Here is a 15,166-nt window from a genome sequence, read left to right on the forward strand (position 1 = left end):
GTTGCTGAACTTTTTTCCCCATTCGTTTTTGTCTTTCCAGGTGGAGGTTAGCGGACTCGAACCGCTGACATCCTGCTTGCAAAGCAGGCGCTCTACCAACTGAGCTAAACCCCCCAACCGAATTTTGGATTTTGGATTCGCAATTTCGGATTGCAAAATACAATCTAAAATCTAAAATCGCCAACCTAAAATTCTTCAGGTGGGCCATCCTGGACTCGAACCAGGGACCTCACCCTTATCAGGGGTGCGCTCTAACCACCTGAGCTAATAGCCCGTACTCGAACCAAATCATAGTTTGAAAGCTTCAACAATCTCTGCGACCGACCTAGAGTAGACCATCTCCAAATCTATTCACTTTCGCTTTCGATTTGTGAGTGGATTCGGTCTCCCTCAAAAGGAGGTGATCCAGCCACACCTTCCGGTACGGCTACCTTGTTACGACTTCACCCCAGTCACCAGCACTGCCTTAGGCATCCTCCTCCACGAATGGTTGGAGTAATGACTTCGGGCGTTGCCAGCTTCCATGGTGTGACGGGCGGTGTGTACAAGGCCCGGGAACGAATTCACTGCAGTATGCTGACCTGCAATTACTAGCGATTCCTCCTTCACGCAGGCGAGTTGCAGCCTGCGATCTGAACTGAGCTACGGTTTGTGAGATTTGCTTGCTATCGCTAGCTTGCTGCCCTTTGTCCGTAGCATTGTAGTACGTGTGTAGCCCAAGACGTAAGGGGCATGCTGACTTGACGTCATCCCCACCTTCCTCCGGTTTGTCACCGGCAGTCTCTCTAGAGTGCCCAACTTAATGCTGGCAACTAAAAACGAGGGTTGCGCTCGTTGCGGGACTTAACCCAACATCTCACGACACGAGCTGACGACAGCCATGCACCACCTGTGTTCGCGCTCCCGAAGGCACTCTCCCCTTTCAAGAAGATTCGCGACATGTCAAGTCTTGGTAAGGTTCTTCGCGTTGCATCGAATTAAACCACATACTCCACCGCTTGTGCGGGCCCCCGTCAATTCCTTTGAGTTTCACACTTGCGTGCGTACTCCCCAGGCGGGATACTTAACGCGTTGGCTCCGGCACGGCTCGGGTCGATACAAGCCACGCCTAGTATCCATCGTTTACGGCTAGGACTACTGGGGTATCTAATCCCATTCGCTCCCCTAGCTTTCGTCCCTCAGTGTCAGTCACGGCCTAGCAGAACGCTTTCGCCACCGGTGTTCTTCCTGATCTCTACGCATTTCACCGCTACACCAGGAATTCCTTCTGCCCCGAACGCACTCTAGCTGTGTAGTTTCCACTGCCTTTACAAGGTTGAGCCTTGCTCTTTAACAGCAGACTTTCACAACCACCTACGGACTCTTTACGCCCAATCATTCCGGATAACGCTTGCATCCTCCGTATTACCGCGGCTGCTGGCACGGAGTTAGCCGATGCTTATTCCTCAAGTACCTTCATATCTTATTCCTTGAGAAAAGAGGTTTACAACCCAAGAGCCTTCCTCCCTCACGCGGTATTGCTCCGTCAGGCTTTCGCCCATTGCGGAAAATTCCCCACTGCTGCCTCCCGTAGGAGTCTGGGCCGTGTCTCAGTCCCAGTGTGGCTGATCATCCTCTCAGACCAGCTACTGATCGTCGCCTTGGTAGTCCCTTACACTACCAACTAGCTAATCAGTCGCGAGCTCATTTTCAGGCAGCAAGCCTTTCACCTCTCGGCACATCCGGTATTAGCCACCGTTTCCAGTGGTTGTCCCCGACCTGAATGCAGATTCTCACGTGTTACTCACCCGTCCGCCACTATCTCCGAAAAGACCGTTCGACTTGCATGTGTTAAGCATACCGCCAGCGTTCATCCTGAGCCAGGATCAAACTCTCCGTTTTGAATCGTTTGTTTTTAGCTCTTTCTTTGGCTGCTCTTTATCCACCCCAGCCTGGTGTGATTTTTTCTTGACGCAGGGTCTTGTTGTATACTGGCTTTCAAACTATAATATTTTCAAGGTTCGGTCGCCTCCGGACTGCGCTTTGCCGCGCTCGTCTCTCAGGCACTTATCCAATATAGCTAACTCTCAACACAGTGTCAACTCTTTCCACAAAATATTTTCTCCTCTTTTTTTTCTGCCCCTTCAAACTCTCCACAGTAGGGCTTTCTAGGCAACAATGGTGTATGCACTGTGCTGACTCAGGAGGATAGAGCGTGAATTTTCAGTCGGTAATAGCTACACTGCATCAGTTCTGGGGCGAGTCTCTTTCAGAGAGACCTGGCGGTCAACGCGGTTGCTTGATTGCCCAGCCCTATGACATTGAGAAGGGAGCAGGTACGAAAAATCCCCATACGTTTTTAAGGGCATTGGGGCCTGAGCCTTGGGCTGTGGCTTACGTTGAACCATGCCGTCGTCCTACAGATGGACGCTATGGTGAAAATCCTAATCGTTTCCAGCACTATTATCAGTACCAAGTTTTGATTAAGCCTTCACCAGACAATATCCAAGAGATTTATCTTGATTCTTTGAGGGCTTTGGGTATTCGTCCGGAAGATCATGATATTCGGTTTGTGGAAGATAACTGGGAAGATGCAACTGTAGGTGCGTGGGGTACGGGTTGGGAAGTTTGGTTAGATGGGATGGAAATTACTCAATTTACTTACTTCCAGCAGTGTGGGGGTATTGATTGCCGTCCGGTTTCGATTGAAATTACATACGGTTTAGAGCGATTAGCGATGTATCTCCAAGAGGTAGAGGCGATTACGAAGATTCATTGGACGGACGATATTACTTATGGAGATGTTTTTCTGCAAAATGAGATTGAGCAGAGTACCTACAACTTTGAAGCGTCAAATCCTGAGATGCTCCTAACTCTGTTTAATTTGTATGAGCAGGAGGCTAATCAATTGACAGAGCGTGGTTTAGTCTTACCAAGTTTGGATTACATCATGAAGTGTTCACACACTTTTAACTTACTGGATGCTAGAGGCGTAATTTCTGTAACCGAGAGAACTCGCTATATTGCCAGGATTCGACATTTGGCGCGGAAGGTTGCTCATTTATATGTTGAGCAAAGGGAAAAGTTGGGTTTCCCTTTGTTGAAGAATGCCTTAGTTGCACAGTAGAAATTAGTGCTTAATATTTGTTAAAACTAAGTAAGATTTCTTAACCCTCCTGGTTATCAGGAGGGTTATCCGTCATTTATCAAGCAAATTTATTGATGGTGCTAGAGAGATGGTGAATTGGAGTGAAGTTCTAGAACCGATCGCGGCTTGGTTTCGTTCTCTGGGAGTTCCTGAACCGATTGTGCATTGGGGACATCCGGCGATGATGGCGATCGTTATTTTTGTTGTGGGTAGTTTTGTCGGGGTGACAGGTTGGAGAGGAAAACTACTTGAGGATAAAGATAAAGATGCGGCTCTGAGAAGTCGGATTTCTCATCGTCAATTAGCACCGTGGCTGTTTATATTCCTAGCAGGTGGTTATACTGGCGGAGTTCTGTCTTTAGTGATGCAGCATCAACCACTGTTTGCAAGTCCTCATTTTTGGACTGGTTCATTGGTACTATTACTGTTGCTAATTAATGGCGTGATTTCTTTGAGTGGTTTTGCGGGAAATAAAAAAGCTTTACGTGCAGCTCATGCTTATTTGGGTAGCGTGACACTTGGTATTTTATTGCTCCATGCAGTTTTAGGATTTAACTTGGGTATCTCTTTATAGTGCAGTTACTGCATTTATAAATAAATTTCATTCATCTTTAATTCTGTTGAAGTTAGGCTACATAAGATTAAGCCCGCTTGTGTGGGCTTTTTTCGTATTCACTTCATGAACTATACTTCAGCCAAAGCATGAAAGGTTTTCTAGACGATTAAGCCCTAGCTATTTTTAAGTTGGCTGTAAATTCTATTTGTCAGGTACTTGTATAAGAAGTCTTATGATTCAGACTGGTGGTGTGATTATCTGTATTGCCTATATTCTGGGATTGCTATTGACTGCTGTTCCTGGGGGTGGGGTGTGGATTTTGCTGTTGGGAATAGTGGGTGCGGTACTGTCGAGAAAGCGATACACCAAAGGACGGGAACTTACATACAAATCAGAAACTGCTAAAGGCAGGGTGAAGGAAACAGCTAACATCTGGCAAATTATGCCTCATGCGCGAGTATGGCTAATAGCTGGTTTGATAGGATTGTTGGCTAGTTTTTACTTGCAATGGCGAGTACCGGCAGCAGGAGCAACCGATATTAGTCAATTTGTGCCACCAGCGAATAACAATAATCAAGAACAACTGGTGATTGTGCGCGGTGAAATAATTAGTAGTCCTCGTGTGACTCGCAGTCAACGGGGACAATTTTGGTTAGAAGTATCGCAGCTAGATAAAGTCAAAAAGGAAAAAGATACGGAAGAAACTCAAAAAGGAGTAACGGGCAAGTTATATGTGACTGTACCGATACTTCAGGCTACTGGGTTATATCCTGGCCAATCAATTGAAATAACTGGGGGATTGTACAAGCCGAAAGCGGCTTCTAATCCTGGTGCTTTTGACTTTCAGAAGTTTTTGAGGCAAGAGGGCGCGTTTGCTGGTTTGATGGGGCGGCAAATCAATATTTTAGATGAGGATCGCCAATGGGGATGGTGGCAAATCCGGGAGCGGATTGTGCGATCGCAGGTGCGTTGGTTGGATATTCCACAGGGGCCACTTGTCAGTGCAATGGTGTTAGGTAGTAAAGCTGTGGATTTGCCCTATGATATCCGCGATTTGTTTGTCAAAGCAGGATTAGCCCATGCTTTAGCAGCTTCAGGGTTTCAAACTTCGCTGATTTTGAGTGTAATATTGCAGCTGACAAAGCGTGCAAAAAAAGCCACGCAAGTCACCCTGAGTTCACTGGCTTTAATTACCTTCCTGTGTTTAACAGGTTTTCAACCGTCAGTGCTGAGAGCCGTAATTATGGGATTTGCGGCTTTGGTAGGGTTGGCATTAAGTAGGAAGGTAAAACAGTTAGGTTCATTATTATTAGCAGCAACTTTATTATTACTATTTAATCCTTTATGGGTTTGGGATTTAGGTTTTCAGTTGAGTTTTTTAGCAACTTTGGGGTTGGTTGTTACAGCGTCGGCAATTATTAACCGTTTGGATTGGCTACCATCGGCGATCGCTTCTTTAATTGCTGTGCCTTTGGCAGCGACAATTTGGACTTTACCTGTGCAACTTTTTGTTTTTGGGGTTGTACCTGCTTACAGTTTGCTGCTGAATATCATTACTACACCATTAATTTCGATTATTAGTATCGGTGGTATTATTAGTGCGATCGCTGGGTTAATGTTTCCAGAGGTTGGTAGTTTATTGACTGGGTTGTTGCATTACCCGACTCTCTGGCTAATTAAATTGGTGGAATTCTTCAGTCAATTACCAGGAAATTCTCTGGCTTTAGGTAGTATATCTACTTGGCAGTTATTAGCAATTTATGTATTAATACTTTTCGTGTGGTTGTGGCGTTGGTGGCAGCAACGTTGGTGGTTTGCTAGTTTAATTGCTTTTGGTTTAGTTATCTTTCCAGCTTGGCATTCTACAAATACATTAATGAGGATAACTTTGCTGGAAGCTGGTGCAGAACCAGTTTTAGTGATTCAAGATCAAGGAACAGTTACCCTGATTAACAGTGGTGATGAAGGTACGGGACGCTTCACAATTTTACCTTTTTTACAACAACAAGGTGTTAATCATATAGATTGGGCGATCGCGACTGACTTCCAAAGAAATAATAATGATGCTTGGTTGGAAGTTTTACAAAATTTGCCGATTAAAAATTTCTATGCTTATGCCATAAATAAGGAAAATACAATTACTAATCAAGCAATTCCACAAGTTTTACAAAAGAAGCAGGGAATATATGAAGTGTTGCCTATCGGTCAAACTATTAATACTGGTTCTACAGTTGCACAATTAATTAACGAACAACCTATTTTACAATTGCAAATTTTTGGACAAAGTTGGTTATTGGTGGGGGATGTCAAGGCTAAAGAGGTGGAAAGAATTATGAAAGTTGGAGGGTGGCCGAATCCTCAAGTTTTGTGGTGTAAGTCTGAGTCTCTCAAAGATTTAGTCATCTCCCTCAAACCACAGGTAGCGATCGCTGGTTATGGCAACTTGGACTCTAATACTTTGACTGAACTCAGCAAAACCACAACAAAGTTATTTTTTACCGCACAGGATGGGGCTATCCAATGGACACCCAAGGGTGAGTTTGAGTCTTTTATTCAAGTCACAGAGAATAAGTCTTCTGCTATATAGCTTAATTCACCCCTTGATGCGTCCATATGACTCACATATAGCAATCCGATTTGATTCTGTATCCCTTACGGCAGTCGTAGCCATACTTATTTGCATAGTCAGGTAATGCTCGTAATCAAAATACTTTTAATTCAAAAATATATTTTTTATTGTTAATTAACAATAAAGTTGCTTTTGTTATCAGTTATACGATTATTTAGTAATATTTAGTGCTAGTAAATATTAAAATTTTTCTCCAAGGTTAGCAACCCTTGATCGCCAGAGATATTATTGTTAATTTTATACTTATTTAAGTATGATTATAATTCCATCATGTGAAATTGGCAATTTATTACAATTTTAAAATTTTTATAAAAATTAGAACTTGATTTTAACTGCACAAGTCAATTTATCTAATTTTATTAACTTTGGAATCCGGAAAATTTTATCGATACAACCAGCATATTTAAGGTTTAGTCAAGCAAATACACCGATATTTTCGAGATTGACTATCATAGAATTATTAACTTTCAGATTGAGTTGAGAACATCAACAATATCTGAACCTTAGCAGATAGGTTATTTTAATATGGTTGCCTGTAAAATCCTAGTTGTTGAGGATGAAAAACTCCTAGCCTACAATATCAAAAATAGTTTACAAAAATTAGGATATAATGTGCTGGAAATTACAGATTCTGCGGAGAAAGCAATTATAAAAGTAGCAGAAAATTATCCCAATTTAGTATTATTTGATATCTACTTGGCAAGAGAAATTAATGGTGTACAGGTAGTAGATATTATCCAAAATAATTTCCATATACCAGTGTTATATATAACCGACTATTCGGAATATATAAAATCACGTAAAAAGCCTCTGGGTGAGCCTTTCAGTTATATTTTGAAGCCACTGAGAGAGATAGACTTGCATCTTGCTGTGGAAATGGCGCTAAATCGCTATCCAACCCAGAGGAAACGGCAAGTAGAACAGCAGAGAATGGAGGCAATTATTAACAGTATGGGTTGTGCAGTAGTTGTCACATTTACTGATGGTTGCATTGAGATGATGAATCCAATGGCAGAGAAACTGACTGGTTGGCAGCAAAACGAAGCTGTTGGCAGGGATTTAACAGAAGTTGTAAACCTAATTGACAAAGATATGGACGAAGAAATTGAGAATCTAGCTAAACAGGCAATGCAAGCTGGTGAAGTTTTGAATTTACCAGAAAACTGTACACTGATTTCCAAGGATGGCAAAGAAATACCCATTGGAGATAACATTGCACCTATCCGTGACAGAAATGGCAACATTACTGGCGCAGTGTTAATTTTTCAAGACATTACTCAACGCAAGCACACTGAGGTAGAATTACTCCGCAATGCTTTTTATGATGGGCTGACAGCATTACCCAATAGAATTTTATTTTTAGATCGTCTCAAACAAGCTATTGAGCGTAGTAAGCGCCGCAGTGATTATCGTTTTGCGGTGTTATTTCTAGATTTAGATAGTTTTAAGGGCATTAACGATCGCTTTGGGCATGGGATGGGAGATGATTTTTTAGTAGCGATCGCTCGCCGTTTAGAATCTTGTGTACGTAGTGGCGATACTGTAGGGCGATTTGGTGGCGATGAATTTGCTGTACTCTTAGAAGACATTAGAGATATTAATGACGCTATCAACGTTGCCAAGCGAATTCAAGACACCCTAGGTTTGCCACTGAATTTAAACGGTAATCAAATCTGTACTACAGCCAGCATCGGTATTGCGTTAAATCGCGGTGGCTATGATAATCCAGAAAGCCTACTCAGATGTGCTGATAACGCCATGTACCGTGCCAAGCAGCAAGGAAAAGCCCGTTATGGTGTTTTTAATGAAGCTGCCAATTGTTAGCTATAGCCCTTGAGTAGTCAGCATTATCATCTTGCTTAACAGTGAGTGCATCTATCTCAAAAACTGTTTATCTTTAAATTGATTTAAATTAAAAAACCTAAATTATATTTAATATTAAAATTTTGTGATTAAAAATAATTTTCCTAACGATAACCTTTGTAGAGACATTACAATGCAACATCTCTACAGAATTTATTTACATAGATAATGAAAAAAACCGAAAAACAAAAAATGCTCGCGGGCGAACTATATTTAGCCAATGATCCAGAATTAGTAGCTGATCAAAAACGAGCTAGTCGCCTCCTGCAAATGTATAGTGCAACGACAGCAGAACAACTGGAACAACGGCAGCACATTTTAGAAGAATTATTTGCCAAAGTAGGGGAAAAAATCACCATAGTACCGCCATTTCATTGTGATTATGGCAGTAACATTGCCATAGGCAATGGGACATACATGAACTATGGCTGTGTGATTTTAGACTGCAATCAAGTAGAAATTGGTGACAATGTTTTGTTAGCTCCTTATGTCCAGATTTATGCTGCGTATCATCCTATAGAACCGGAAATTCGCTTAACTGGGAGAGAATTAGCTACCCCGATTAAAATTGGTAATAATGTCTGGATTGGTGGTGGCGCCATTATTTGCCCAGGAGTCACCATTGGGGACAATACTACTATTGGTGCTGGCAGTGTGGTTGTCAAAGATGTACCTGCAAATGTTGTAGCAGCTGGTAATCCTTGCCGGATCATTCGGCATTTATCGTAAACTTTGATTAAAATTTGTAGCCTCTAGCCAGCCAATACATCCAATCGGCGATCGCTTCTTGAGTTTCTTCATCAACATCAATAGGTTCAATATCAGAAAGCTTGGCAGAATGTATATCATCTTCCTTACCGCCGATGTACGCGACTTCCACATACATATCTTTTAAACAATCATCCTCTGGGGCCATTCCTAAGACTTCCACTGGTTTTTCCTCAATGGTGGAAGTTTTGCGTGACTTCTTCTTCCACTTACCCATAAAGGGAAAATCCAAAGTATCGTCAAGGTAATAATACCAGCCCATTGCCCGGTCTTCTTTATCCTCAGCATCGACAATAATCTCTGTTGCAATGCGATTTTCCCTGGTTTCGTCGCGTTCTACACTAGCCATAAGACTAAAGTTTGTTGTTGATAACTCCATCTTGCCAAAAAGAAACATGGCTACTGAGCCATATTCCCAAAGCAATCATATCGGTAAATACCCTTTGTGGGCGGTCTTTTAACTCAGAACTCGGAACTCAGAACTCTCCATGTGTCAATAAATTTATCTAGATTATGAAAAATTAGCGTTTTATCTAAAAAATTATGGCATTCCTGTAAGGTAGATGCTTCAAAGACTTCAGCCATCAACGAGACTAAGTTACTGAGTCAAAATGTAAAGTTTATTTAATTTTTGCAAATATTTGTGATACTTTGGACACGAGAAGCAAAACTGTATCCTCAAAGACGTTTTGTTTCACTTTCTGTCAGGTATAAACTTCACAAGGTAGTCCTCTGTATGGCAATTACTATCGATTCAGCCCGTCGTATTTTTCCCAATACACTACAGGCTGATGCAGTTCCAGCTTTAACTGCACGATTCAACCAACTCAGTGCTGAAGATCAACTGGCATGGACATGGTTCGCTTTCTTAGAAATGGGTAAAACTATTACAGTTGCAGCGCCTGGTGCAGCTAGTATGCAGTTTGCAGAAGCAATCCTGAACCAAATCAAGCAAATGACTTTTGAGGAACAGACTCAGGTGATGTGCGATTTGGCAAACCACACAGATACTCCTATTTGCCGCACTTATGCTACTTGGTCACCTAATATCAAGCTAGGTTTCTGGAATCAACTTGGGGAATGGATGCAAGAAGGTATTGTTGCGCCAATTCCTACTGGCTACCAACTTTCAGCTAATGCTAAAGCGGTATTGGAAACCTTGAAAAGTCTTGATCAAGGACAACAGATTACCGTCCTCAGAAACTCTGTTGTAGACATGGGTTTTGATATCAACAAACTAGACGGTTACACAAGAGTTTCTGAACCAGTAGTTGCGCCTAAAGAAATTTCTCAGCGTGTTAAAGTCTCCATTGAGGGAGTTAACAATCCCACTGTGTTGAATTATATGAACAACTTGAATGCAAATGACTTTGATGAACTGATCAAGTTGTTCGTGGAGGATGGGGCTTTGCAACCTCCCTTCCAAAGGCCAATTGTTGGCAAAGATGCCATTTTGCGCTTCTTCCGTGAAGAGTGTCAGAACCTCAACTTGCTCCCAGAGCGCGGTGTAGCTGAACCCACAGATGATGGCTATACTCAAGTGAAAGTGACTGGTAAGGTTCAGACTCCTTGGTTCGGTGCCGCAGTAGGGATGAACATGGCTTGGCGCTTCTTGCTCAACCCCCAAGGCAAAATCTTCTTTGTAGCGATTGACTTGTTAGCTTCTCCTAAAGAATTGTTGAATTTGGTTCGCTAAGATAACATGACAAAAAACTAAATAGCCGATTGTAGTGGTGATCGCTCTTGATCAAGAGAGCGATCAATTATTCTGAGCAAACGTCTTGTCCTCAGCAATTAATTAATAAACAAATTTTAGATTGAGTCATGCCAGTGAGTGAAATTGAATGGACTGATATTGAAAAAAAGATTGCTCGAGCTGCTTTTGATCAAGCCTACAAAAGAGAGATTGAGGCTTTGCTCAAACAAGTTCAAATGGAGGCTAGCACGCTCGTAGATTTGGACGAGCTTTGGCAGTTACACGATTTCTTGAGTGCTAAAAGGCATGAAATCGAAGGTAAGTATAACTACCAATACTCGGCGCTGCTATTTGTCTTTGCTGGATTAGTCAAAGATGGCTGGCTCCATTTGAATGAACTTGAAGGATTAACCAAAGATAAGCTGTCTAAAGTTTCTGCTTTGGCAAGGATGTACTAGCTAATTAAATCAATTCCTTCTCATACCAAAAACTGAGCAAATTCTGGATAATCACTTGGCACTTGTCCACAGATACCCATTTTGCGGTGTTGTTTCTTGGCAGATGCGATCGCCATTTTCACTGTTTGTTTCACATCTAGGCTACGTTCGTCAAACAATCGTGCTGCTAAAGCCGAATCTCTGTATAAACCTAGTGTTAGCTGACTCAAATCAATGGAACCGCTAGAAAAGCCATCAAACAACTCCGCAAATTGTTCAGCCAAAATTATGAAATCACTACTTTGAGAAAATGACTAAATTATTTATATACTGAAGCGATCGCCTAGCTTCCATAGCATTTTTGATATGAGTATTATAGTCTTTGGCAGCATCAATATAGACTTAGTAGTAACAGCCCCCCGCTTGCCCGTTGCAGGTGAAACCTTAACCGGAGAAGACTTTTTAAAGACTCCCGGAGGTAAAGGTGCAAATCAAGCAGTAGCACTAGCAAGACTAGGAATTCCTACCCACATGGTAGGGCGTGTAGGCGCACACAATTTTGGTGCAGAACTGGTAAAGCATTTGCAGGATAATGGTGTACAGACGCAAAATATCTTTGCAGATGAAACCGTGAGTTCAGGAGTAGCAATCATCACTGTAGATCATCATGGTGAAAATCAAATAGTGGTGATTCCTGGCGCTAATGGACGTGTCAATCAAGAAGATGTAGGGCGATTATCCCAACTATTACCACAAGCCCAAGCACTACTTTTACAACTAGAAATTCCCATCCCAGCAGTAGTAGCAGCCGCCCAAGCTGCACACAATGCTAATATCAAAATTATTTTAGATCCCGCTCCGGCACAATCTAATTTACCAGCAGAACTTTATCAGTTAGTCGATATTATTACACCCAACGAAGTAGAAGCAGGACAACTGGTGGGTTTTCCTGTAGATAGCGAAGACACAGCCACAAAAGCTGCCGAGATGTTATTGCAAAAGGGAGTAAAATCTGCGATCGTCAAACTAGGTGCTAAAGGCGTTGTTTGTGCCACACCCGAAGAAACCTTTTTTGTCCCAGCTTTTGAAGTGAATGCAGTTGATTCTGTAGCAGCCGGTGATGCTTTTAATAGCGGTTTAGCAGCCGCACTTTACAACGGACTGACATTACATCAGGCTGTAGTCTGGGGTGCAGCCGCCGGCGCTTTAGCAGCCACAAAATTAGGCGCACAAACATCTTTACCTGACAGATTTACATTTGATGCCTTTTTAGGGGAAAGGGGAGTGGGGAGTGGGGAGTAGGGGAGACAAGGGAGACAAGAGTGCCTATTGCCTACTTTCCAATATCCTCATTCCATAATTCAGGATTGCTAGCAATAAACTCACTCATCATTTGTTCGCATTCATCCAAATTGAGATCAATTACTTCTACCCCGTGGGATACCATAAACTCTTTTGCACCAGGGAAGGTTCTTGATTCTCCAGCAATCACTTTTTTGATTCCAAATTGCACCACTGCCCCAGCACATAAATAACATGGCATCAAAGTTGAATATAATGTTGTACCTCTATAGCTGCCAATTCTACCGGCATTGCGAAGACAGTCTATTTCGGCATGGGTAACGGGATCTTGATCTTGCACACGCTTGTTGTGTCCCCTACCGAGAATCTTGCCATCTTTGACAAGCACCGAACCAATAGGAATTCCCCCTTCTTGTCTACCTTGTTGGGCTTCTTGAATTGCAGCTTGCATAAATTCATCCATTTTTATTTCTCCTAAATATGAAAAAACAACTTGTATTAATGGATCATGATGGCGGTGTAGACGATTACCTCGCAACTATGCTGCTGTTGACGATGGAACATATTGAACTTCTTGGTGTTGTAGTGACACCAGCCGATTGTTATATCCAGCCAGCTGTGAGTGCTACACGCAAAATCATCGATTTGATGGGATTTTCTCACATACCCGTTGCCGAAAGCACAGTTCGGGGGATTAATCCGTTCCCTCGTTTATATCGTCGTGATTCCTGTATTGTTGACCATCTGCCCATACTTAACCAAAACGAATTTATAGATACGCCTTTGGTTAACCAACCAGGTCAAGATTTCATGGTAGAAGTTTTACGAGAAGCACCAGTACCAGTCACACTTATGGTTACAGGACCTCTCACAACAGTAGCTGTAGCCTTAGATCAAGCACCAGATATTGCAGCCAAAATTGAGAAAATTGTCTGGATGGGTGGGGCTTTGAATGTCCCCGGTAATGTAGAAAAAAGTCTAGAAGCTGGACAAGATGGTTCTGCTGAATGGAATGTTTATTGGGATGCTGTATCTGCGGCGCGGGTATGGCAAACCCAGATTGAAATTATTATGTGTCCTTTAGATTTAACTAATAATGTGCCAGTCACATCAGATTTAGTTCAGAAAATGGGGAGACAACGCCACTACCCCATTTCTGATTTAGCGGGACAATGTTATGCCTTAGTGATTCCCCAAGATTATTATTTTTGGGATGTGCTAGCAACTGCTTATTTAGGACAACCAGAATTTTATCAACTACGAGAATGGGAAACTGAAATTATTACCACTGGTATTAGTCAAGGGCGTACTAAAGTTGTGTCTGGTGGACGGAAGATTTTAGCTATGGATCAAGTAGATAAAGATGCTTTTTACGCCTACATTTTGCAGCAATGGGCAAGATAAAAAATTTATTGAACAGGAGAGGCAGGGAGAGCAGGGGAAGCAGGGGAGGAAGAATGCAATGATCATATTAGCTCTGACTCATTGAATAATTTATTTTCTGGAAGTCCCTACAGGTACAAAATTGTTCGCAATCCTTCATCTACTTCTGTTTGTAAATACTCTGGTAGGGTGCTAATACGCTCTACTAAAAACTTCTTGTCGAGAGTGAGAATTTGAGAAACGTTAACAACAGATTCTCTGGGTAAACCTGATACTTCAGATGGTAATAGAACATTACCTGGTGCTTCTGCCAATCTAATATTTGAGGTAATAATTACAACTATGACTGTACTAATGCGGCTTTGAGTAAAAATATCGTTCTGAATAATCAAAACAGGACGACGATAACCAGGTTCTGAGCCTACTTGATTAGGTAAGTTTGCCCACCAAATTTCTCCGCGATACATTACCAATCCTCATGAGGTAAAGACATAAATTGCATTTTTGCCAATGCTGGATCTACCTCAGAGGACTCTTCAGCATATACTTGATTCAGTTTGTTGAGGATTTGCTCACGGTTATACCTTTGCAAATATGCTTGTAACGCTTTTGTGTACAGTTCACTTTATTAGCAGCGATCGCCATAGCTTGCATCAAGTTTAAATGGTTGGGTTGTGGCAAATGCGATGGCGTAACCGCCCAGCGTAGCTGATCGCACTCAATGATTAACCCATTAAATGTTCTTTATTAACTACTAATAAATTGGAACCCTAAAAACAAAGCTGCAACTGTTCCTGCTACCGAAATTTCACCTTGAGTAACTTTCTCTAATACTGACTCTACAGGAATCAAAATTACTTCTATTTCTTCTGTAATATCTAAACTTTGCTCACCTACCTTGATGACATTTTCTGCTAAAAAGAAATGTATTTGATTAGTTTCTTTACTGGGGTTGTCGTATAGTGTGGCAATTTTTGTAAATGTTTGAGCTACATAACCAGTTTCTTCTTTCAGTTCTCTTCTACCTGCATCTTCAGGGCTTTCTTCAGTTGGGTTAAATCTCCCGGCTGGCAATTCTGTAAAAAACTCTCCCGCCCCATGTCTGTATTGCCGAACAAAGATAATTTCCCTAGTAGCAGTAATAGGAAGAACCAGTACAATATCTGGCTTAAGATGTACAAAATAGTCATCTATTACCTGACCGTTGGGTAATTTAACCTCATCTTGTCTAACCTGACACCAAGGATGATTTAAAACCATTTTTGAGGTTAATGTTTGCCATTTTTGTAGTTTACTCATACATTCTTTGGTTTACGAATTATTATTTAATATTTTAGCTATTAATAATGAATGTAAAAAAGTATAACAGTTACACCAAATCAGCTAAAATTTGCACTTACACTGT

13 protein-coding genes, 2 tRNA genes, 1 rRNA gene and 1 pseudogene are annotated in these 15,166 nt (G+C 41.7%); 9 read left to right on the forward strand and 8 right to left on the reverse strand.

Features of this window, described 5'->3' with window-relative positions; translation table 11 throughout:
* Positions 1 to 41: 41 nt before the first annotated feature.
* From NOS7524_RS08455 to NOS7524_RS08465, 3 genes are all read right to left on the reverse strand, one after another.
* Positions 42 to 114 (reverse strand) — tRNA-Ala (locus NOS7524_RS08455).
* Positions 115 to 200: 86 nt separating this feature from the next.
* Positions 201 to 274: transfer RNA gene (locus NOS7524_RS08460), tRNA-Ile, on the reverse strand.
* A 119-nt stretch (positions 275 to 393) separates the two neighbouring features.
* Positions 394 to 1,881 (reverse strand): 16S ribosomal RNA (locus tag NOS7524_RS08465).
* A 313-nt stretch (positions 1,882 to 2,194) separates the two neighbouring features.
* Between NOS7524_RS08465 and glyQ the strand changes: the two genes are divergently transcribed.
* From glyQ to NOS7524_RS08490, 5 genes are all read left to right on the forward strand, one after another.
* Complete coding sequence (gene glyQ / locus NOS7524_RS08470) at positions 2,195 to 3,106, forward strand: glycine--tRNA ligase subunit alpha (RefSeq protein ID WP_015138071.1); 912 nt, start codon at positions 2,195 to 2,197, stop codon at positions 3,104 to 3,106.
* A 109-nt stretch (positions 3,107 to 3,215) separates the two neighbouring features.
* Positions 3,216 to 3,701 carry a DUF4079 domain-containing protein gene (locus NOS7524_RS08475; protein WP_015138072.1) on the forward strand — a complete coding sequence of 162 codons (486 nt, stop codon included), beginning with the start codon at positions 3,216 to 3,218 and terminating at the stop codon, positions 3,699 to 3,701.
* Between the two features lie 214 nt (positions 3,702 to 3,915).
* Positions 3,916 to 6,270 carry a ComEC/Rec2 family competence protein gene (locus NOS7524_RS08480; protein WP_015138073.1) on the forward strand — a complete coding sequence of 785 codons (2,355 nt, stop codon included), beginning with the start codon at positions 3,916 to 3,918 and terminating at the stop codon, positions 6,268 to 6,270.
* Positions 6,271 to 6,837: 567 nt separating this feature from the next.
* Positions 6,838 to 8,136 carry a GGDEF domain-containing response regulator gene (locus tag NOS7524_RS08485; protein WP_015138074.1) on the forward strand — a complete coding sequence of 433 codons (1,299 nt, stop codon included), beginning with the start codon at positions 6,838 to 6,840 and terminating at the stop codon, positions 8,134 to 8,136.
* Positions 8,137 to 8,343: 207 nt separating this feature from the next.
* On the forward strand, positions 8,344 to 8,904 hold the full coding sequence (locus NOS7524_RS08490) for a sugar O-acetyltransferase (RefSeq protein WP_015138075.1): 561 nt from the start codon (positions 8,344 to 8,346) through the stop codon (positions 8,902 to 8,904).
* A 7-nt stretch (positions 8,905 to 8,911) separates the two neighbouring features.
* On the opposite strand, the gene NOS7524_RS08495 is transcribed toward NOS7524_RS08490, so the two are convergent.
* Positions 8,912 to 9,292 (reverse strand): calcium-binding protein, encoded by a 381-nt coding sequence (locus tag NOS7524_RS08495; protein WP_015138076.1) that lies wholly within the window; start codon positions 9,290 to 9,292, stop codon positions 8,912 to 8,914.
* A gap of 387 nt (positions 9,293 to 9,679) precedes the next feature.
* Here NOS7524_RS08495 and NOS7524_RS08500 point away from each other — a divergent pair, with 387 nt between their 5' ends.
* Together NOS7524_RS08500 and NOS7524_RS08505 are read left to right on the forward strand one after the other, a co-directional pair.
* Positions 9,680 to 10,639: an orange carotenoid-binding protein gene (locus NOS7524_RS08500; protein WP_015138077.1), complete on the forward strand. Its 960-nt coding sequence runs from the start codon at positions 9,680 to 9,682 to the stop codon at positions 10,637 to 10,639.
* Positions 10,640 to 10,767: 128 nt separating this feature from the next.
* Complete coding sequence (locus tag NOS7524_RS08505) at positions 10,768 to 11,097, forward strand: hypothetical protein (protein ID WP_015138078.1); 330 nt, start codon at positions 10,768 to 10,770, stop codon at positions 11,095 to 11,097.
* A gap of 23 nt (positions 11,098 to 11,120) precedes the next feature.
* Here the strand turns inward: NOS7524_RS08505 and NOS7524_RS08510 are convergent.
* Positions 11,121 to 11,366: pseudogene (locus NOS7524_RS08510) on the reverse strand (putative PEP-binding protein); the annotation flags it as partial.
* Between the two features lie 76 nt (positions 11,367 to 11,442).
* Between NOS7524_RS08510 and rbsK the strand changes: the two are divergent.
* Positions 11,443 to 12,378, forward strand: a complete 936-nt coding sequence (rbsK, locus tag NOS7524_RS08515; protein ID WP_015138079.1) for a ribokinase — start codon at positions 11,443 to 11,445, stop codon at positions 12,376 to 12,378.
* 31 nt (positions 12,379 to 12,409) lie between these two features.
* Here rbsK and NOS7524_RS08520 read toward each other — a convergent pair whose 3' ends face one another.
* Positions 12,410 to 12,841: a nucleoside deaminase gene (locus tag NOS7524_RS08520; RefSeq protein WP_015138080.1), complete on the reverse strand. Its 432-nt coding sequence runs from the start codon at positions 12,839 to 12,841 to the stop codon at positions 12,410 to 12,412.
* Between the two features lie 17 nt (positions 12,842 to 12,858).
* Between NOS7524_RS08520 and NOS7524_RS08525 the strand changes: the two genes are divergently transcribed.
* The gene (locus tag NOS7524_RS08525; protein ID WP_015138081.1) at positions 12,859 to 13,782 is read left to right on the forward strand and encodes a nucleoside hydrolase; all 924 of its coding nucleotides are present in this window, start codon (positions 12,859 to 12,861) and stop codon (positions 13,780 to 13,782) included.
* 107 nt (positions 13,783 to 13,889) lie between these two features.
* On the opposite strand, the gene NOS7524_RS08530 is transcribed toward NOS7524_RS08525, so the two are convergent.
* On the reverse strand, positions 13,890 to 14,228 hold the full coding sequence (locus NOS7524_RS08530) for a type II toxin-antitoxin system PemK/MazF family toxin (RefSeq protein WP_015138082.1): 339 nt from the start codon (positions 14,226 to 14,228) through the stop codon (positions 13,890 to 13,892).
* 280 nt (positions 14,229 to 14,508) lie between these two features.
* Positions 14,509 to 15,060, reverse strand: a complete 552-nt coding sequence (locus NOS7524_RS08535) for an NUDIX hydrolase (protein ID WP_015138083.1) — start codon at positions 15,058 to 15,060, stop codon at positions 14,509 to 14,511.
* Positions 15,061 to 15,166 lie beyond the last annotated feature (106 nt).

The sequence above is a fragment of the Nostoc sp. PCC 7524 genome, from assembly GCF_000316645.1.
GTDB lineage: Bacteria > Cyanobacteriota > Cyanobacteriia > Cyanobacteriales > Nostocaceae > Trichormus.

Bases quoted from the DNA above. Each gene is read 5' to 3' on its own strand.
- NOS7524_RS08475 (WP_015138072.1), top strand. From the start codon at position 3,216: ATGGTGAATTGGAGTGAAGTTCTAGAACCGATCGCGGCTTGGTTTCGT.
- NOS7524_RS08480 (WP_015138073.1), top strand. From the start codon at position 3,916: ATGATTCAGACTGGTGGTGTGATTATCTGTATTGCCTATATTCTGGGA.
- NOS7524_RS08485 (WP_015138074.1), top strand. From the start codon at position 6,838: ATGGTTGCCTGTAAAATCCTAGTTGTTGAGGATGAAAAACTCCTAGCC.
- NOS7524_RS08490 (WP_015138075.1), top strand. From the start codon at position 8,344: ATGAAAAAAACCGAAAAACAAAAAATGCTCGCGGGCGAACTATATTTA.
- NOS7524_RS08495 (WP_015138076.1), bottom strand. From the start codon at position 9,292: ATGGCTAGTGTAGAACGCGACGAAACCAGGGAAAATCGCATTGCAACA.
- NOS7524_RS08500 (WP_015138077.1), top strand. From the start codon at position 9,680: ATGGCAATTACTATCGATTCAGCCCGTCGTATTTTTCCCAATACACTA.
- NOS7524_RS08505 (WP_015138078.1), top strand. From the start codon at position 10,768: ATGCCAGTGAGTGAAATTGAATGGACTGATATTGAAAAAAAGATTGCT.
- rbsK (WP_015138079.1), top strand. From the start codon at position 11,443: ATGAGTATTATAGTCTTTGGCAGCATCAATATAGACTTAGTAGTAACA.
- NOS7524_RS08520 (WP_015138080.1), bottom strand. From the start codon at position 12,841: ATGGATGAATTTATGCAAGCTGCAATTCAAGAAGCCCAACAAGGTAGA.
- NOS7524_RS08525 (WP_015138081.1), top strand. From the start codon at position 12,859: ATGAAAAAACAACTTGTATTAATGGATCATGATGGCGGTGTAGACGAT.
- NOS7524_RS08530 (WP_015138082.1), bottom strand. From the start codon at position 14,228: ATGTATCGCGGAGAAATTTGGTGGGCAAACTTACCTAATCAAGTAGGC.
- NOS7524_RS08535 (WP_015138083.1), bottom strand. From the start codon at position 15,060: ATGAGTAAACTACAAAAATGGCAAACATTAACCTCAAAAATGGTTTTA.